Here is an 18,913-nt window from a genome sequence, read left to right on the forward strand (position 1 = left end):
GTCAGCCCTCCTGCTGCGTTTCTGCCGCGGCGGCGACGGCGGCGGGGTCCACCGCGTCACCACTCGGCGTCTCGGCCTGCTGCGCGAGCGTGGTCGCGGCGGCCCGGCCGGCCTCGGTGCCGCCGGCGGTCGTGCCGGACGAGCCGGACCGACCACGGCGCGGCCGCTCGGGGCGGTCGCCGCGCTCACGGCGCGGGCGCGACGGAGCCTCGGCCGGGGTCTCCCGACCCGGCACCGCGTCGCCCTTGTAGATCCAGACCTTCACGCCGATCCGGCCGAAGGTGGTACGGGCCTCGAAGAAGCCGTACTCGATGTTGGCCCGCAGCGTGTGCAGCGGGACCCGGCCCTCGCGGTAGAACTCGGTCCGGCTCATCTCGGCGCCGCCGAGGCGGCCCGAGACCTGCACCCGGATGCCCTTGCAGACCGGGTTCTTCATCGCCGACTGCATGGCCTTGCGCATCGCCCGACGGAAGCTGACCCGGCTGGACAGCTGCTCGGCCACGCCCTGCGCGACCAGCTGAGCGTCCGACTCGGGGCTCTTCACCTCGATGATGTTGAGCTGCACCTGCTTGCCGGTCAGCTTCTCCAGCTCGCCGCGGATCCGGTCGGCCTCCGCACCCTTGCGGCCGATGACGATGCCCGGCCGGGCGGTGTGGATGTCGACCCGGACCCGGTCCCGGGTGCGCTCGATGTCGACCTTGGAAATGCCGGCGCGCTCCAGGCCCTTGGACATCATCCGGCGGATCTTGACGTCCTCGCCGATGTAGTCCTTGTAGAGCTTGTCCGCGAACCAGCGGGACTTCCAGTCGGTCGAGATACCGAGCCGGAACCCGTGCGGGTGAACCTTCTGACCCATTACTCCGCGCCCTCCGTGTTGCTCTGCGTCTCGGCCGGCGCGGCCTGCTTCGCCGGGGCCGTCTTCTTCGCGGCCTTACGCGGGGCGGCCGGCGCGACGGCCTCGACCGCCACCGTGATGTGGCAGGTGCGCTTCCGGATCCGGTACGCCCGGCCCTGCGCCCGCGGCTGGAACCGCTTCATGGTCGGGCCCTCGTCCACGTACGCCTCGCTGACGAGCAGCGCGTCGGGGTCCAGCCGCTCGTTGTTCTCCGCGTTGGCGATCGCGCTAGCGAGCACCTTGTACACCTGCTCGCTCGCGGCCTGCGGCGCGAACTGCAGCACCGTGAGCGCCTCCTTCGCGGGCAAACCGCGGACGAGGTTGACCACCCGGCGCGCCTTCATCGGCGAGATGCGCACGTGCCGCGCAACCGCCCGCGCGCCCGGAAGCACCGGAGCGTCGCCCTTTCCTGGCATCGCTGTAACCCCTTGTTCCTCTATCCGTATGCCCGCGGCGTCAGCGCCGACGGCTCTTCCGGTCGTCCTTCTCGTGACCCTTGAACGTGCGGGTCAGCGCGAACTCGCCGAGCTTGTGCCCGACCATCGCCTCGGTCACGAACACCGGGACGTGCTTGCGTCCGTCGTGCACCGCGATCGTGTGGCCCAGCATCTCCGGGATGATCGTCGAGCGCCGCGACCAGGTCTTGATGACGTTCTTCGAGCCCTTGTCGTTCTGCGTCTCCACCTTCTTGAGCAGGTGGTCGTCGACGAACGGGCCCTTCTTCAGGCTGCGAGGCATGTCTTATCTCCCTCAGCCGCGCTTACGCGTGGCGTAGCGGCGGCGGACGATCAGCCGGTCACTCGGCTGGCCCTTACGACGGGTGCGGCCCTCGGGCTTACCCTGCGGGTTGACCGGGTGGCGACCACCGGAGGTCTTACCCTCACCACCACCGTGCGGGTGGTCGACCGGGTTCATCGCGACACCACGGACGGTCGGGCGCTTGCCCTTCCACCGCATCCGGCCGGCCTTACCCCAGTTGATGTTCGACTGGTCGGCGTTGCCGATCTCGCCGACGCTCGCGCGGCAGCGGACGTCGACCCGCCGGATCTCACCGGACGGCATGCGCAGGGTCGCGTACGCGCCCTCGCGGCCGAGCAGCTGGATGCCGACGCCGGCCGAGCGGGCCAGCTTGGCGCCACCACCGGGACGGAGCTCCACGTTGTGGATCGTGGTACCGACCGGGATGTTGCGCAGCGGCAGGTTGTTGCCCGGCTTGATGTCCGCGCCCGGACCCGACTCGACGGTGTCGCCCTGCTTCAGGTCCTTCGGCGCGATGATGTACCGCTTCTCGCCGTCGGCGTAGTGCAGCAGCGCGATCCGCGCGGTGCGGTTCGGGTCGTACTCGATGTGGGCGACCTTCGCCGGCACGCCGTCCTTGTCGACCCGCTTGAAGTCGATCAGACGGTACTGGCGCTTGTGGCCGCCGCCGTGGTGCCGGGTGGTGATCCGGCCGTGGGCGTTGCGACCGCCCTTCTTGGGCAGCGGAGCCAGCAGCGACTTCTCGGGCGTCGACCGGGTGATCTCGGCGAAGTCGGCGACGCTCGAGCCACGCCGGCCCGGCGTCGTCGGCTTGTACTTACGGATAGCCATTGTCTACACCCCTCAGCTGACCGGGCCGCCGAAGGCCTCGATACGGTCACCGTCAGCCAGCTTCACCATCGCCCGCTTGGTGGCCTTGCGCTGGCCGAACCCGGTGCGGGTCCGCTTGCGCTTGCCCTCGCGGTTGAGCGTGTTGACCGTCAGGACGCGGACGTTGAAGATCTGCTGGATAGCGATCTTGATCTCCGTCTTGTTCGCGTCCGGGTGCACCAGGAAGGTGTACCAGTTGCGGTTCAGCTCGCTGTAGCTCTTCTCCGAGACGACCGGCGCCACGATGATGTCGCGCGGGTCGGCGATCGTGCTCACTTGCCACCCTCCTCGGTGGTCTCGGCGGTCTCGGCCGCCTGGCCGACCTCCGTCGGCAGCCCGAGGAACTCGTCCAGGGCGTCCTTGGTGAAGACCACGTCGTCGGCCACCAGCACGTCGTACGTGTTGAGCTGGCCGGCCTCGATCAGGTGCACCCGCGGCTCGTTGCGCAGCGACACCCAGTTCAGCTCGTCGGTGCTGCTCAGCACGACCAGCACCCGGCGGGCGTCGGTCAGCTTGGCCAGCGTGGCCAGGGCCGCCTTGGTCGACGGCTTCTCGCCGGAGACGAACGCCTCGACGACGTGCACCTGCCCGGCGCGGGCCCGGTCCGAGAGGGCACCCCGCAGCGCGGCGGCCTTCATCTTCTTCGGGGTCCGCTGGCTGTAGTCGCGCGGCACCGGACCGTGCACCACGCCACCGCCGGCGAACTGCGGAGCGCGGATCGAGCCCTGCCGGGCACGACCGGTGCCCTTCTGCTTGTACGGCTTCTTGCCGCCGCCGGCGACCTCGCCGCGGGTCTTGGTCTTGTGCGTGCCCTGCCGGGCCGCCGCGAGCTGGGCCACCACGACCTGGTGCATCAGCGCGACGTTGGCCTGGGCGTCGAAGATGTCGGCCGGCAGCTCGACGGAGCCCGCCTTGTTGCCTTCGACGTTGAGGACGTCAACGGTGGTCACTTGGCCGCACCGCCCTTCTTCGCCTTGGTCTTGGCCGCGCTGCGGACCAGGACCAGCGCGCCCTTGGGGCCGGGAATGGCGCCACGGACGAGCAGGAGGTTGTTCTCGGTGTCGACCGCCTGGACGGTCAGGTTCTGGACGGTGAAGCGCACGCCACCCATCCGGCCCGCCATCCGGGTGCCCTTGAAGACGCGACCCGGGGTGGCGCAGGCGCCGATCGAGCCGGGCGAGCGGTGCTTGCGCTCGACACCGTGGCTGGCGCGCAGACCGTGGAAGCCGTGCCGCTTCATCGGGCCGGCGTAGCCCTTGCCCTTGGTCTTGCCGGTCACGTCGACCGACATGCCGACCGGGAACTGCTCGACCGTGACCTCCTGGCCCAGCGAGTAGTCCGCGGCGTCGGTGGTGCGCAGCTCGACGATGTGCCGGCGCGGCGCCACGTCCGCCTTCGCGTAGTGCCCGCTGATCGGCTTCTTGACCTTGCGCGGGTCGATCGTGCCGTACGCCAGCTGGACCGCGGAGTAACCGTCCTTGTCGGCGTCACGAACCTGGCTGACGACGCACGGGCCGGCCTGAACCACGGTCACCGGGACAACGCGGTTGTTGTCCCAGACCTGGGTCATGCCGAGCTTCGCGCCCAGGATCCCCTTAACTTGCCTGTCCATTTGTCCGGTCCCTACAGCTTGATCTCGATGTCGACGCCAGCCGGCAGGTCGAGGCGCATGAGCGAGTCGACCGTCTTCGGGGTCGGGTCGATGATGTCGATCAGCCGCTTGTGCGTGCGCATCTCGAAGTGCTCGCGCGAGTCCTTGTACTTGTGCGGCGAGCGGATAACGCAGAAACGGTTGATCTCCGTGGGCAGCGGCACCGGGCCTGCGACCTGCGCCCCGGTGCGCGTCACCGTCTCGACGATCTTCCGAGCCGAGGAGTCGACGACCTCGTGGTCATAGGCCTTGAGCCGGATGCGGATCTTCTGTCCCGCCATGGTGGCTTCTGTTCCTTCTCTCGATGCCGCTGTGTTGCGGGCGCCTGTACCGGCTGGCACAGGCCCACTTCGCCGACCCCCGCGGTCGGGCGTGTCGCGCCCTCGGGCCAGGCTCCGCCCCGGGACTCCGGAGCGATTCTGACCGCGCGGTGGGTCAAGGCGCCGATCGCACTACCGCGACCTGAACGCCGTGCGAGGGTGGTTGGCGGACTGGCCGCCAACCACCCTACGCCCGACTGTCCTACCGCCCGGAGGTTCGGCGAAGGCCGAACACGAGCGACGAACTGTCGTTACGCAACCTGACTAGTATGCCGCACGACCGGCGGCGGGTCTAATCGGGGTTACCCAGCTCACTTGATGATCTTGGTGACGAACCCGGCGCCGACGGTGCGGCCACCCTCGCGGATCGCGAACTTGAGGTTCTCCTCCATGGCGATGGGCTGGATCAGCTTCACCGTCATGGTGGTGTTGTCACCCGGCATGACCATCTCGGTGCCCTCGGGGAGGGTGACGACACCGGTGACGTCCGTGGTCCGGAAGTAGAACTGCGGACGGTAGTTCTGGAAGAACGGGGTGTGCCGGCCGCCCTCCTCCTTGGAGAGGATGTAGACCGTCGCCTCGAACTCCGTGTGCGGGGTCGTGGTGCCCGGCTTGACGACCACCATGCCGCGCTCGACGTCCTCGCGCTTGATGCCGCGCAGCAGCAGACCGACGTTCTCACCCGCGCGGGCCTCGTCGAGCAGCTTGCGGAACATCTCGATGCCGGTGCAGACCGTCCGCTGCGACTTCTCGCGGATGCCGACGATCTCCACCTCCTCGTTCGGCTTGAGGATGCCGCGCTCCGCGCGACCGGTGACGACGGTGCCCCGACCGGTGATCGTGAAGACGTCCTCGATCGGCATCAGGAACGGCTTCTCGGTCTCGCGCTCCGGCTGCGGGATCGCGGTGTCGACGGCGGTCATCAGGTCCATCAGCTTGCCGGTCCACTCGGGGTCACCCTCGAGTGCCTTCAGCGCCGACACCCGGACGACCGGCAGGTCGTCACCCGGGTACTCCTGCGACGAGAGCAGCTCGCGGACCTCGAGCTCGACGAGCTCCAGGAGCTCCTCGTCGTCGACCATGTCGCTCTTGTTGAGCGCCACGACGATGTACGGCACGCCGACCTGGCGGGCCAGCAGCACGTGCTCGCGGGTCTGCGGCATCGGGCCGTCGGTCGCCGCGACCACCAGGATCGCGCCGTCCATCTGCGCGGCACCGGTGATCATGTTCTTGATGTAGTCGGCGTGACCGGGGCAGTCGACGTGCGCGTAGTGCCGCGCCTCGGTCTGGTACTCGACGTGCGCGATCGAGATCGTGATGCCGCGGGCCTTCTCCTCCGGCGCCTTGTCGATCTCGTCGAACGGCGTGTACGGGTTCAGGTCCGGGTACTGGTCGTGCAGGACCTTGGTGATGGCCGCCGTCAGCGTCGTCTTACCGTGGTCGATGTGACCAATGGTGCCGATGTTGACGTGCGGCTTAGTCCGCTCGAACTTCGCCTTCGCCACTGGTGTCCTCCTGTGGACTTTCTTGGTTCGTTCGCCCCGGTGCGCCGGTCGGCGCTTAGGACTCTGTCGACAGCCTTTCCGACCTGACGGCCGGAGAGCCTTTGTGGGTTCTGCGGCGATGAAGCCTACAGGCCCGGATTCACACATTCCGACCGAGGTGGTCGCGGGCGGGAGAACCCTCCCGCGACCAGACCCGGCTCATCGGATCAGCTCAGGCGAGCGTCACTCACCAGTCGCCTTGGCGATGATCTCCTTGGCCACCGAGGCCGGAACCTCGGCGTAGGAGTCGAACTGCATGCTGTAGCTAGCCCGGCCCTGGGTCTTCGACCGCAGGTCGCCGACGTAGCCGAACATCTCCGACAACGGCACCAGGGCGCGGACGACGCGGGCACCGCCGCGCTCCTCCATCGCCTGGATGATGCCACGGCGGGAGTTGAGGTCGCCGATGACGTCACCCATGTTCTCCTCCGGAGTGGTGACTTCAACGGCCATCATCGGCTCGAGCAGCGCCGGGTCGGCCTTGCGGGCCGCCTCCTTCAGCGCCATCGAACCGGCGATCTTGAACGCCATCTCGGACGAGTCGACCTCGTGGTACTGGCCGTCCACCAGAGTCAGCTTGACACCCACCAGCGGGAAGCCGGCGAGGATGCCGTACTGCATGGCGTCCTGAGCGCCCGCGTCCACCGATGGGATGAACTCCCGGGGGATGCGGCCACCGGTGACGGCGTTGGCGAACTCGTAGGTCGGCGACTCGTTGTCCAGCGGCAGCGGCTCCAGGCTGATGATCACCCGGGCGTACTGGCCGGAACCACCGGTCTGCTTCTTGTGGGTGTACTCGACCTTCTCCACCGGGCGGCGGATGGTCTCGCGGTACGCCACCTGCGGCTTACCGATGTTGGCCTCGACGTTGAACTCGCGGCGCATCCGGTCGACCAGGATGTCCAGGTGCAGCTCGCCCATGCCGGAGATGACCGTCTGGCCGGTCTCCTCGTCCAGCTTGACGCGGAAGGTCGGGTCCTCCTCGGCCAGCCGCTGGATGGCGGTGCTGAGCTTCTCCTGGTCAGCCTTGGTCTTCGGCTCGATGGCGACCTCGATGACCGGCTCCGGGAAGGTCATCGACTCCAGGATGACCGGGTTCGCCGGGTCGCACAGGGTGTCACCGGTGGTGGTCTGCTTGAGACCCTGCACCGCGATGATGTCGCCAGCCTTGGCGGAGCTGCGCTCCTCCCGCTTGTTGGCGTGCATCTGGTAGATCTTGCCGATCCGCTCCTTGCGGTCCTTGGTGGAGTTGACCACCTGGGACCCGGACTCGACCACGCCGGAGTAGACCCGGACGTAGGTGAGCTTGCCGAGGTGCTTGTCGGTCTGGATCTTGAAGGCCAGGCCCGAGAACGGCTCCGAGATGGACGGCTTCCGCTGCATCGGGGTCTCGCCGTCGGTGGCGGTGCCCTCGATCGCCGGGATGTCCAGCGGCGACGGCAGGTAGGCGACGACCGCGTCGAGCATCGGCTGGATGCCCTTGTTCTTGAACGCGGTGCCGCAGAGCACCGGGTTGGCCTTGCCGGCGATGGTGGCGCGGCGGATACCGGCCTGGATGTCCTCGACGGAGATCTCCTCGCCCTCGAGGTACTTCTCCATCACCGAGTCGTCGACGTCGGCCAGCGTCTCCAGGAGCTTCTCGCGCCACTCGGCGGCGGTGTCCGCCAGCTCGGCCGGGATCTCCTCGACCGCGTAGTCCTCACCCTTCTGGGTCTCGCCGCGCCAGGTGAGGGCACGCATGCCGACCAGGTCCACGACACCGATGAAGTCGGACTCGGCACCGATCGGCACCTGCAGCACCAGCGGAGTCGCGTTGAGCCGGTCGATCATCATCTGCACGCAGCGGAAGAAGTCCGCGCCGGTCCGGTCGAGCTTGTTGACGAAGCACATCCGGGGCACGTTGTACTTGTCCGCCTGCCGCCAGACGTTCTCCGTCTGCGGCTCCACGCCGGCGACGCCGTCGTAGACGGCGACCGCACCGTCCAGCACCCGCAGCGACCGCTCGACCTCGACCGTGAAGTCGACGTGGCCGGGCGTGTCGATGATCTGGATCGTGTGGCCCTTCCACTCGCACTTCGTGGCGGCGGAAGTGATGGTGATACCGCGCTCCTGCTCCTGCTCCATCCAGTCCATGACGGCAGCGCCCTCGTGGACCTCACCGATCTTGTACGTGATACCGGTGTAGAACAGGATCCGCTCGGTGGTAGTGGTCTTACCGGCATCGATGTGCGCCATGATGCCGATGTTGCGTACGTTGGCGAGCGCGTCTGCGGCGGCCACTTCAATCCCTACTTATCGTCGTCTCGACACAACTGGTGGCGGTTCCGGCGCCTCGTGAGCGCCGGAACCAGGGTGTTACCAGCGGTAGTGCGCGAAGGCCTTGTTGGACTCGGCCATCTTGTGCGTGTCCTCGCGCCGCTTGACGGCGGCACCGAGGCCGTTGCTCGCGTCCAGCAGCTCGTTCATCAGCCGCTCGACCATGGTCTTCTCGCGCCGGGCCCGGGAGTAGGTGACCAGCCAGCGCAGGCCCAGGGTGGTCGCCCGGGCCGGACGGACCTCGACCGGCACCTGGTAGGTGGCGCCACCGACCCGGCGGCTGCGCACCTCGAGGGTCGGCTTGACGTTGTCCATCGCCCGCTTCAGGGTGACGACCGGGTCGGTGCCGGACTTCTCACGGCAGCCCTCGAGGGCCGCGTACACGATGCGCTCGGCGAGCTGGCGCTTGCCGCGCAGCAGGATCTTGTTGACCAACTGGGTGACCAGCGGCGAGTTGTACACCGGGTCAGCGACCAGCGGCCGCCGCGGAGCGGGTCCCTTACGCGGCATGTCAGCTCTTCTCCTTCTTCGCGCCGTAACGGCTGCGCGCCTGCTTGCGGTTGCGGACACCCTGGGTGTCCAGCGAACCGCGGACGATCTTGTACCGCACGCCGGGGAGGTCCTTCACCCGGCCGCCGCGGACGAGCACGATCGAGTGCTCCTGCAGGTTGTGGCCGACACCCGGGATGTAGGCGGTCACCTCGATCTGGCTGCTGAGCTTGACACGAGCGACCTTGCGCAGCGCCGAGTTCGGCTTCTTCGGGGTGGTGGTGTACACGCGGGTGCACACGCCGCGCCGCTGAGGGGAACCCTTCAGCGCCGGGGTCTTGGTCTTGCTCGTCTTCGCCTGGCGGCCCTTTCGGACCAGCTGCTGGATCGTGGGCACCGGGTTTCTCCGCTCCCTTCGGCCGCAGGTGGTGCGGCCGCGCCGTCTGCCGTAGCCGATCTGGTGATCGACCCTCTTACATTCCGACCGGGGCCCCTCGCGGAGGTCCCGGCACCCGCGGTCGGGCGTGTCGCCCAGATCACGGTCCCGGTGCGGACGCTCGCGCACGTACCGGGGTCTGTCGCCGGCACACGACTCTCCGCGTGCCGGGTCTTCTGGCTCTGTCGTGCCTGTCGGCCGCTGTCCGGCTCACCGGAACCAGCGCACGCACGAGTTGCCCGGGCTGGCCCGGGCACAAGGGGAAAGAGTACCTACCACAGCCGTGCAGGTCAAAACGGAATGGCTCGCCCGGACGTCTCACCGCCCGTTGATCGCTCCGTCGCGCCCGACCGCCCGTGATGGGCACCTACAGACACAAGTGTACCGGCTTCTCCGCGGCGCGGCCCGTCGGCCCCGGCCGACCGGTCCCACCTGCTGGACGCCGGCCCGGGTGCCCGACGGCCCGGCCGCTCAGCTCAGCGACAGCAGAACCGCCAGCGCCAGCCCGAGCAGGCAGAGCCCCAGCCCCGCCGCACCGCAGCTGATCCCCGCCACGGCCAGCCCGCGACCGGTGAACCGGACCCCGGGCGGCGCCGCCGGGCGGTGGATCTGCCGCCTGGCGAGCAGGCCGGCCACCACGGCGCCGGCCCCGGCCAGCACGCCCAGCACGGTGAACGCGCCGGAGGCCCAGACGCCGCCGGCGGACGCCCCGGTCGCGCCGAAGCAGAAGACCAGCACCGAAACCAGGATCGCGGCCAACCCGGCCACCAGCGAGCCAACCGCCAGGCCCGAGGTTACCGGTGGTACGTCGAGGTGCACCACGGCGAACGGCGTACCCGGCACCGGGTCGACCCGGCTCGGGCGGGCCGTCTCCCGGGGCGGCGGGGGCAGCCCCGGCCCGCCGGGCGGTGGCCCACCCCAGCCCGGCGCGGGCGGTCCCCACCCGCCGGGAGCCGGCTGCCCCCCGGACGGCTGACCGGACGGGCCACCCCACGGACCCACCGCAGGCTGCCCCGACGGTGCACCCCATGCATTCGCCGGCTGCTGACCCGACGGCGCACCCCACGGGCTCCCGGACGCCTGGCCGGGCGGCGCACCCCATGGGCTCGCCGGCGGCGGGGCCGACGGGCGACCCGACGCGTGCCCCCCCGGCCGAGCAGGCGTCGAGTCCGGCGAGGACGGCGCCGGCGGGTGCCCGGCGGGCGAGCCCGCTGGCGGGGCGGCGTCGGACCCGGCCTCGGGACGGGCCCACCCGCTGCCACTGGCCGGGGCGGCGTCCGCGCTGCCGGCGGCGGGCTGCCCGGGGTCACCGCCGGTGGGGCGCGCCGGTTCCGTCACGAACTCCTCCTGTCGGCCGTCGGCGTCCACCGCCGCGCGACGGACACCGGCCAGGCTACCGTCGCGACGCACGGCGCCCGTGCCCGGCGGGACGGGTTCCCCCGCCGGCGTCAATCCACGTTCGGCGCGAAATCCTGCCCGAAGGGCGCGTCAGCCAGCCGGACCACGCCGACCACCACGGCGGCCACCAGGCTGACCGCGACCAGCAACAGGCCCGTCCAGGCCAGCCACTCACCCCGCCGCAGCCAGGCCGCGCCGGTCAGGAAACCACCCGAGGCGTACGCCTCCCGGCGCGCCTGCCGGGCCAGTTGGAGCGCCACCGTGGCCGGCACCACCCCGCCCAGGAACAGGCCGGTGAGCGCGCCGATCAACCCCAGCGCGAAGACCGCCCTGGCCTTGGTGGCGCGGGCCGGGTCCGGGTCGAGCGGGTGGCGCAGCGGCTGCGGGGCGACGGGCGCCTGCCCGGGTGCGGTCGTCATGCCCACCATCATGCCCCGGCCCTACGTCACCGGCAGGCACTCACCGGTCCGGACACGACGAGGCCCCCGGCGGCTGCCGGGGGCCTCGTGTGTTCGTGCGATCAGCGGTACGACCCGAAGTCGAAGTCGTCCAGCGGCACCGCCTGGCCGCTGGCCGGCCCGAAGCCGTAGTCGGTCTCCGGGTAGCCGGTCATCGAGTAGACCTTGGCCTTCGCCTCCTCGGTCGGCTCGACCCGGACGTTGCGGTACTTGCTGATACCGGTACCGGCCGGGATGAGCTTACCGATGATCACGTTCTCCTTGAGGCCGATCAGCGAGTCGCTGCGGGCGTGGATCGCCGCGTCCGTCAGCACCCGGGTGGTCTCCTGGAAGGAGGCCGCCGACAGCCAGGAATCCGTGGCCAGCGAGGCCTTGGTGATACCCATCAGCACCGGGCGACCGGCGGCGGGCTCGCCGCCCTCCGAGACGAGCCGGCGGTTCTCCGACTCGAACAGCGCCCGGTCGACCAGCACGCCCGGCAGGAACTCGGTCGAGCCGGAGTCGATGACCGTCACCCGCTTGAGCATCTGACGGATGATGATCTCGATGTGCTTGTCGTGGATGAGCACACCCTGCGAGCGGTAGACCTCCTGGACCTCCTGGGTCAGGTGGACCTGGACCGCGCGCGGGCCGAGGATGCGCAGCAGCTCGTGCGGGTCGATGGTGCCCTCGGTGAGCTTCTCGCCGACCTCGACGTGATCGCCGTCGTGGGCCCGCAGCCGGACCCGCTTGGAGATCTTGTCGTAGACGATCTCGTCGCTGCCGTCGTCCGGCACCACGATGATCTTCCGCGACCGCTCGCCGTCCTCGATCCGGATCCGGCCGGGGGTGTCGGCGATGGGCGCCTTACCCTTCGGGACCCGGGCCTCGAAGATCTCCTGGACACGCGGCAGACCCTGGGTGATGTCCTCACCCGCGACACCACCGGTGTGGAAGGTACGCATCGTCAGCTGCGTACCCGGCTCACCGATCGACTGGGCGGCGATGATGCCGACCGCCTCGCCGACGTCCACGGTCTTGCCGGTCGGCAGCGAGCGGCCGTAGCACGCACCGCAGACGCCCAGCTTCGACTCGCAGGTGAGCACGCTGCGCACCCGCACCGACTCCACCCCGGCGGCGACGATCTTGTCGACCAGGACCGAGTTGATGTCCGCGCCCCGCTCGGCGACGACGGTGCCGTCCGGACCCTTGATGTCGTCGGCCAGGGTACGGGCGTGCACGCTGGTCTCGGCGTGCTCGTGCACGATGAGCCGGCCGTCCTCGGTGCGCTGCCCGATCTGCATCGGGATCGCCCGGTCGGTGCCGCAGTCCTCCTCGCGGATGATGACGTCCTGCGAGACGTCCACCAGACGACGGGTCAGGTAACCCGAGTCGGCGGTACGCAGCGCGGTGTCGGCGAGACCCTTCCGGGCACCGTGCGTGGAGATGAAGTACTCCAGCACGGACAGACCCTCCCGGTAGCTGGCCTTGATCGGCCGCGGGATGATCTCACCCTTCGGGTTGGCGACCAGACCACGGATCGCCGCGATCTGCCGGAGCTGGAGCAGGTTACCGCGGGCACCCGAGTTGATCATCTTCCACAGCGGGTTCTCCTGCGGCAGCGCGGTGTCCATCTCCTTGGCGACCTCGTTGGTCGCCTTGGTCCAGATCTCGATGAGCTCGCCGCGGCGCTCCTCGGCGGTCATCAGACCACGCTGGTACTGCTTGTCGATCCGGTCGGCTTCCTTCTCGTACCGCTCCAGGATCTCCGCCTTGCGCGGCGGAGCGATGACGTCCTCCATGCCGATCGTCACGCCGGACCAGGTGGCCCAGTGGAAGCCGGCCTCCTTGAGCCCGTCCAGGGTGGCCGCCAGGGCCACCTTCGGGAAGCGCTCGGCGAGGTCGTTGACGATCGCGGACAGCTGACCCTTGCGGATCTCGTAGTTCACGAAGCGGTAGCCCTGCGGCAGCGTCTCGTTGAACAGCACCCGGCCGAGGGTGGTCTCCACGGTCAGCGGGTCGCCCTCGACCCAGCCCTCCGGCGCGGTCCACGGCTCGGCGCCGGCGCCGTTGTCGACCCCGACCACGCCGCGCAGCCGGATCTTCACCGGAGCCTGCAGGTGCAGCTCGCCGTTGTCGTACGCCATCCGCGCCTCGGCGTCCGAGCTGAACGCCCGGCCTGCACCCTTCTCCTCGGGCGTGAGGTGGGTGAGGTGGTAAAGGCCGATGACCATGTCCTGGGTGGGCATGGTGACCGGCTTTCCGTCGGCCGGCTTGAGGATGTTGTTCGACGACAGCATCAGGATCCGCGCCTCGGCCTGGGCCTCGGCGGACAGCGGCACGTGCACCGCCATCTGGTCACCGTCGAAGTCGGCGTTGAACGCGGTGCAGACCAGCGGGTGGATCTGGATGGCCTTGCCCTCGACCAACTGCGGCTCGAAGGCCTGGATGCCGAGGCGGTGCAGGGTCGGCGCCCGGTTGAGCAGCACCGGGTGCTCGCCGATGACCTCTTCCAGCACGTCCCACACGACCGGCCGCTGCCGCTCGACCATCCGCTTGGCGGACTTGATGTTCTGCGCGTGGTTGAGGTCGACCAGCCGCTTCATCACGAACGGCTTGAACAGCTCCAGCGCCATCTGCTTGGGCAGGCCGCACTGGTGCAGCTTGAGCTTCGGGCCGACCACGATGACCGAACGGCCGGAGTAGTCGACGCGCTTGCCCAGCAGGTTCTGGCGGAACCGACCCTGCTTGCCCTTGAGCATGTCGGACAGCGACTTGAGCGGGCGGTTACCCGGGCCGGTGACCGGCCGGCCGCGGCGGCCGTTGTCGAACAGCGCGTCGACGGCCTCCTGCAGCATCCGCTTCTCGTTGTTCACGATGATCTCGGGCGCGCCGAGGTCGATCAGCCGCTTGAGCCGGTTGTTCCGATTGATCACGCGGCGGTACAGGTCGTTCAGGTCGGAGGTCGCGAAACGGCCACCGTCGAGCTGCACCATCGGGCGCAGGTCCGGCGGGATGACCGGGACGCAGTCCAGCACCATGCCGAGCGGCGAGTTGCGGGTGTTGAGGAACGCCGCGACGACCTTGAGCCGCTTGAGCGCGCGGATCTTCCGCTGCCCCTTGCCCGAGCGGATGGTCTCCCGCAGGTTCTCCGCCTCGGCGTCGAGGTCCATGTTCTGGACCAGCGCCTTGATCGCCTCGGCGCCCATGCCGCCGGTGAAGTACTCACCGAACCGGTCCCGCAGCTCGCGGTAGAGCAGCTCGTCGGTGACCAGCTGCTTCGGCTCCAGCTTGCGGAAGGTGTCCAGCACCTCGTCCAGGCGGTCGATCTCGCGCTGGGCCCGGTCGCGGATCTGGCGCATCTCGCGCTCTCCGCCCTCCTTGACCTTGCGCCGGACGTCCGCCTTGGCACCCTCGGCCTCCAGCTCGGCCAGGTCGGCCTCGAGCTTGGCGGCCCGCTTCTCGATCTCCGAGTCGCGGCTGTTCTCGGCCTGCCGCTTCTCGGCCAGGATCTCGTTCTCGATGGTCGAGAGGTCGCGGTGGCGCGCCTCGGCGTCCACGCTGGTCACGACGTACGAGGCGAAGTAAATGATCTTCTCGAGGTCCTTGGGGGCGAGGTCCAGCAGGTAGCCCAGCCGGCTCGGCACGCCCTTGAAGTACCAGATGTGGGTCACCGGAGCGGCCAGCTCGATGTGCCCCATCCGCTCACGACGGACCTTGGACCGGGTCACCTCGACGCCGCAGCGCTCGCAGATGATGCCCTTGAACCGGACCCGCTTGTACTTACCGCAGTAGCACTCCCAGTCCCGCTGCGGACCGAAGATCTTCTCGCAGAAGAGCCCGTCCTTTTCCGGCTTCAGGGTGCGGTAGTTGATCGTCTCAGGCTTCTTGACCTCGCCGTGGGACCACTGACGGATGTCGTCAGCGGTGGCGAGGCCGATACGCAGCTCGTCGAAGAAGTTGACGTCGAGCACTATGTCCCCTATGTCGTCGTCTGTACTGCTTAGCTAGTGGGTGGGGTCGGGAGCCGGCGAGCCGGCTCCCGACCGCTCACCTCAGACCTCTTCGACCGAGCTCGGCTCGCGCCGGGACAGGTCGATGCCCAGCTCCTCCGCGGCCCGGAACACCTCGTCGTCGGTCTCGCGCATCTCCAGGGCCACACCGTCGCTGGAGAGCACCTCGACGTTGAGGCACAGCGACTGCAGCTCCTTGAGCAGCACCTTGAACGACTCCGGGATGCCCGGCTCGGGGATGTTCTCGCCCTTGACGATGGCCTCGTAGACCTTGACCCGGCCGAGGACGTCGTCGGACTTGATGGTCAGCAGCTCCTGCAGCGCGTACGCGGCGCCGTACGCCTGCATCGCCCAGCACTCCATCTCACCGAAGCGCTGGCCACCGAACTGCGCCTTACCACCCAGCGGCTGCTGCGTGATCATCGAGTACGGGCCGGTCGACCGGGCGTGGATCTTGTCGTCGACCAGGTGGTTGAGCTTCAGGATGTAGATGTAGCCGACCGCGATCGGGTCCGGCAGCGGCTCACCGGAGCGACCGTCGAACAGCTGCGCCTTGCCGCTGGAGCCGATCAGCTGCTTGCCGTCCCGGTTGGGCAGGGTCGACGCGAGCAGACCGGAGATCTCCGCCTCGCGGGCACCGTCGAAGACCGGCGTGGCCACGTTGGTGTCCGGCTCGGACTCGTGCGCCTCGATCGAGCGGAGCTGGCGCTTCCACTCGGCGTCGTCACCGTCGACGCTCCAGCCGGTCTTGGCCACCCAGCCGAGGTGCGTCTCCAGCACCTGGCCGATGTTCATCCGGCTCGGCACACCGAGCGGGTTGAGCACGATGTCGACCGGGGTGCCGTCCTCCAGGAACGGCATGTCCTCGATCGGCAGGATCTTGGAGATGACGCCCTTGTTGCCGTGCCGGCCGGCGAGCTTGTCACCGTCCTGGATCTTCCGCTTCTGGGCGACGTAGACCCGGACCAGCTCGTTGACACCCGGCGGCAGCTCGTCGCCGTCCTCGCGGGAGAAGGTACGCACGCCGATGACCGTGCCGGTCTCACCGTGCGGCACCTTCAGCGAGGTGTCCCGGACCTCGCGCGCCTTCTCACCGAAGATCGCGCGGAGCAGCCGCTCCTCCGGGGTCAGCTCGGTCTCACCCTTGGGCGTGACCTTGCCGACCAGGATGTCGCCGGGGACGACCTCGGCGCCGATCCGGATGATGCCGCGCTCGTCGAGGTCGGCGAGCATTTCCTCGCTGACGTTCGGGATGTCGCGGGTGATCTCCTCCGGGCCGAGCTTGGTGTCCCGGGCGTCGACCTCGTGCTCCTCGATGTGGATCGAGGTGAGCACGTCCTGCTGCACGAGGCGCTGCGACAGGATGATCGCGTCCTCGTAGTTGTGCCCCTCCCAGGTCATGAACGCCACGAGCAGGTTGCGCCCGAGCGCCATCTCGCCCTCGTCGGTGCACGGACCGTCGGCGATGACCTGGCCGGCCTCGACGCGGTCGCCCTCGAAGACCACCGGCTTCTGGTTGACGCAGGAGCCGGCGTTGGAGCGGCGGAACTTGTGCAGCAGGTAGGTACGACGGTGGCCGTCGTCCTGGTGCACGGTGATGTAGTCGGCACAGAGGTCCTCTACCACACCGCCGACCTCGGCGACCACCACGTCGCCGGCGTCGACCGCGGCCCGGTACTCCATGCCGGTGCCGACCAGCGGCGCCTCGGCCTTGACCAGCGGCACGGCCTGGCGCTGCATGTTCGCGCCCATCAGCGCCCGGTTGGCGTCGTCGTGCTCGAGGAACGGGATCATCGCCGTCGCGACCGAGGTCATCTGCCGCGGCGACACGTCCATGTAGTCCACGGCCGCCGGCGGGACGTCCTCGGTCTCGCCGCCCTTACGGCGGACCAGGACGCGGTCCTCGGCGAACGAGCCGTCCGCCTTCAGCGGCGCGTTGGCCTGCGCCTTGACGAAGCGGTCCTCCTCGTCCGCGGTCAGGTAGTCGATCTGGTCGGTGACCCGACCGTCAACGACCTTCCGGTACGGCGTCTCGATGAAGCCGAACGGGTTGACCCGGGCGAACGTGGACAGCGCACCGATCAGGCCGATGTTCGGGCCTTCCGGCGTCTCGATCGGGCACATCCGGCCGTAGTGGGACGGGTGCACGTCACGGACCTCGAAGCCGGCCCGCTCCCGGGACAGACCACCCGGGCCGAGCGCGCTCAGCCGGCGCCGGTGGGTCAGACCCGCCAGCGGGTTGGTCTGGTCCATGAACTGGGACAGCTGCGAGGTGCCGAAGAACTCCTTGATCGCCGCCACCACCGGGCGGATGTTGATCAGGGTCTGCGGCGTGATCGCCTCGACGTCCTGGGTGGTCATCCGCTCACGGACGACCCGCTCCATCCGGGAAAGGCCCACCCGGACCTGGTTCTGGATGAGCTCGCCCACGGTACGCAGGCGCCGGTTGCCGAAGTGGTCGATGTCGTCGGCCTCGTAGCCCTCCTCACCGGCGTGCAGCCGGCAGAGGTACTCCACGGTGGCGACGATGTCGTCCTCGGTCAGCGTGCCGGTGGTGATCGGCACGTCCAGCTGGAGCTTCTTGTTGAACTTGTACCGACCGACCTTGGCGACGTCGTACCGCTTCGGGTTGAAGAAGAGGTTGTCGAGCAGGGTCTGGGCGTTCTCGCGCGTCGGCGGCTCGCCGGGGCGCAGCTTGCGGTAGATGTCGAGGAGCGCCTCGTCCTGGCCGGCGATGTGGTCCTTCTCGAGCGTGGTCATCATCAGCTCGGACCAGCCGAACCGCTCACGGATCTGCTCGGCCGACCATCCGATGGCCTTGAGCAGGACCGTGACGGCCTGCCGGCGCTTGCGGTCGATGCGCACGCCGACCGTGTCGCGCTTGTCGATGTCGAACTCCAGCCAGGCACCCCGGCTCGGGATGACCTTGACGCTGGAGAGGTCGCGGTCGGAGGTCTTGTCCGGCTGCTTGTCGAAGTAGACGCCCGGGGACCGGACGAGCTGGCTGACGACGACGCGCTCGGTGCCGTTGATGATGAAGGTGCCCTTCGGCGTCATCATCGGGAAGTCACCCATGAACACCGTCTGGCTCTTGATCTCGCCGGTGGTGTTGTTGGTGAACTCCGCGGTCACGAAGAGCGGCGCGCAGTAGGTGAGGTCCTTCTCCTTGCACTCCTCGATCGAGGCCTTGACCTCGTCGAAGCGCGGAGCCGAGAAGGAGAGCGACATGGTGCCGGAGAAGTCCTCAATGGGACTGATCTCGTCGAGGATCTCCGCGAGACCCGAGCGTGCGTGCGGGTCGTCCGCCGACCGGCCCTGCCAAGCCTCGTTGCCGACCAGCCAGTCGAAGGACTCGTTCTGGATGGCGAGGAGGTTGGGGACCTCGAGGTGTTCGGTGATCCTGCCGAATGAAACTCGGCGGGGAGCGAAAGCGCTCGACGTACGACTGGTCTTCGCAGGGCGGGAAGCTGCCAAGATGCGTCCTTCCGAGGACCGGTGCTGCAGAACGGCTGGTACGCGTGCACTCCAATGACCCCACCAGAAATATCCGGAAACGGACATTTCCGAGCAGGGGTCAAGTCGGAAGGCAGCGCAAACTAGCAGTGTAGCCGAGAGGCTAACCGCTGTCCAGCCCACCCCGCAGGTCGTCGCGGAACGTGCCTCGGGACCCCTGGGAACCGGGTCGACCGGGCCGCTCGGAACGCAACGTTCCCGCTGGGCCGCTCGGGTGCCGCGGCCGGTGGTGCTGCCGCTGCCATTACCCAAGTGGTGGCCGTTGCAAGCGC

General features: G+C 68.9%; 16 protein-coding genes. All 16 read right to left on the reverse strand.

The features are described from left to right. Nucleotide 1: 1 nt before the first annotated feature. The 16 genes from rpsC to rpoB all read right to left on the reverse strand — a co-directional run bounded on the left by rpsC (nucleotide 2) and on the right by rpoB (nucleotide 18,602). Nucleotides 2–856 carry a 30S ribosomal protein S3 gene (gene rpsC / locus FHX32_RS06010; protein WP_088997378.1) on the reverse strand — a complete coding sequence of 285 codons (855 nt, stop codon included), beginning with the start codon at nucleotides 854–856 and terminating at the stop codon, nucleotides 2–4. Next, on the reverse strand, nucleotides 856–1,311 hold the full coding sequence (gene rplV, locus FHX32_RS06015; RefSeq protein ID WP_088997377.1) for a 50S ribosomal protein L22: 456 nt from the start codon (nucleotides 1,309–1,311) through the stop codon (nucleotides 856–858). The genes rpsC and rplV overlap by 1 nt, the downstream gene beginning before the upstream one ends. A gap of 40 nt (nucleotides 1,312–1,351) precedes the next feature. Continuing rightward, nucleotides 1,352–1,633, reverse strand: coding sequence for a 30S ribosomal protein S19 (rpsS, locus tag FHX32_RS06020; RefSeq protein ID WP_007073032.1), 282 nt, complete (start codon nucleotides 1,631–1,633; stop codon nucleotides 1,352–1,354). Between the two features lie 12 nt (nucleotides 1,634–1,645). Next, nucleotides 1,646–2,485, reverse strand: coding sequence for a 50S ribosomal protein L2 (gene rplB, locus FHX32_RS06025; protein ID WP_088997376.1), 840 nt, complete (start codon nucleotides 2,483–2,485; stop codon nucleotides 1,646–1,648). A 12-nt stretch (nucleotides 2,486–2,497) separates the two neighbouring features. Further along, entirely contained in the window at nucleotides 2,498–2,800 is a 303-nt protein-coding gene (gene rplW / locus FHX32_RS06030) for a 50S ribosomal protein L23 (protein WP_088997375.1), read from the reverse strand. Beyond that, the gene (rplD, locus tag FHX32_RS06035) at nucleotides 2,797–3,474 is read right to left on the reverse strand and encodes a 50S ribosomal protein L4 (protein WP_167179818.1); all 678 of its coding nucleotides are present in this window, start codon (nucleotides 3,472–3,474) and stop codon (nucleotides 2,797–2,799) included. Before rplD ends, rplW begins: the two co-directional genes overlap by 4 nt. Next, entirely contained in the window at nucleotides 3,471–4,136 is a 666-nt protein-coding gene (gene rplC / locus FHX32_RS06040) for a 50S ribosomal protein L3 (RefSeq protein WP_167179819.1), read from the reverse strand. The genes rplD and rplC overlap by 4 nt, the downstream gene beginning before the upstream one ends. Nucleotides 4,137–4,147: 11 nt before the next feature. Next, nucleotides 4,148–4,456: a 30S ribosomal protein S10 gene (gene rpsJ / locus FHX32_RS06045; RefSeq protein ID WP_007073037.1), complete on the reverse strand. Its 309-nt coding sequence runs from the start codon at nucleotides 4,454–4,456 to the stop codon at nucleotides 4,148–4,150. Between the two features lie 350 nt (nucleotides 4,457–4,806). Continuing rightward, entirely contained in the window at nucleotides 4,807–6,000 is a 1,194-nt protein-coding gene (gene tuf / locus FHX32_RS06050) for an elongation factor Tu (protein ID WP_167179820.1), read from the reverse strand. 222 nt (nucleotides 6,001–6,222) lie between these two features. After that, nucleotides 6,223–8,319: an elongation factor G gene (gene fusA / locus FHX32_RS06055; protein WP_167179821.1), complete on the reverse strand. Its 2,097-nt coding sequence runs from the start codon at nucleotides 8,317–8,319 to the stop codon at nucleotides 6,223–6,225. Nucleotides 8,320–8,394: 75 nt separating this feature from the next. Then, nucleotides 8,395–8,865: a 30S ribosomal protein S7 gene (gene rpsG / locus FHX32_RS06060; RefSeq protein WP_046567226.1), complete on the reverse strand. Its 471-nt coding sequence runs from the start codon at nucleotides 8,863–8,865 to the stop codon at nucleotides 8,395–8,397. A gap of 1 nt (nucleotide 8,866) precedes the next feature. After that, nucleotides 8,867–9,241: a 30S ribosomal protein S12 gene (rpsL, locus tag FHX32_RS06065; RefSeq protein WP_014440718.1), complete on the reverse strand. Its 375-nt coding sequence runs from the start codon at nucleotides 9,239–9,241 to the stop codon at nucleotides 8,867–8,869. 510 nt (nucleotides 9,242–9,751) lie between these two features. Continuing rightward, nucleotides 9,752–10,123: a hypothetical protein gene (locus tag FHX32_RS06070; RefSeq protein ID WP_486480925.1), complete on the reverse strand. Its 372-nt coding sequence runs from the start codon at nucleotides 10,121–10,123 to the stop codon at nucleotides 9,752–9,754. Between the two features lie 605 nt (nucleotides 10,124–10,728). Further along, nucleotides 10,729–11,097: a hypothetical protein gene (locus FHX32_RS06075; protein ID WP_167179822.1), complete on the reverse strand. Its 369-nt coding sequence runs from the start codon at nucleotides 11,095–11,097 to the stop codon at nucleotides 10,729–10,731. 101 nt (nucleotides 11,098–11,198) lie between these two features. Continuing rightward, nucleotides 11,199–15,089 (reverse strand): DNA-directed RNA polymerase subunit beta', encoded by a 3,891-nt coding sequence (locus FHX32_RS06080; RefSeq protein ID WP_167179823.1) that lies wholly within the window; start codon nucleotides 15,087–15,089, stop codon nucleotides 11,199–11,201. 81 nt (nucleotides 15,090–15,170) lie between these two features. Next, complete coding sequence (gene rpoB / locus FHX32_RS06085) at nucleotides 15,171–18,602, reverse strand: DNA-directed RNA polymerase subunit beta (protein WP_167179824.1); 3,432 nt, start codon at nucleotides 18,600–18,602, stop codon at nucleotides 15,171–15,173. Nucleotides 18,603–18,913 lie beyond the last annotated feature (311 nt).

It is taken from the genome of Micromonospora sp. CNZ280 (assembly GCF_011759515.1).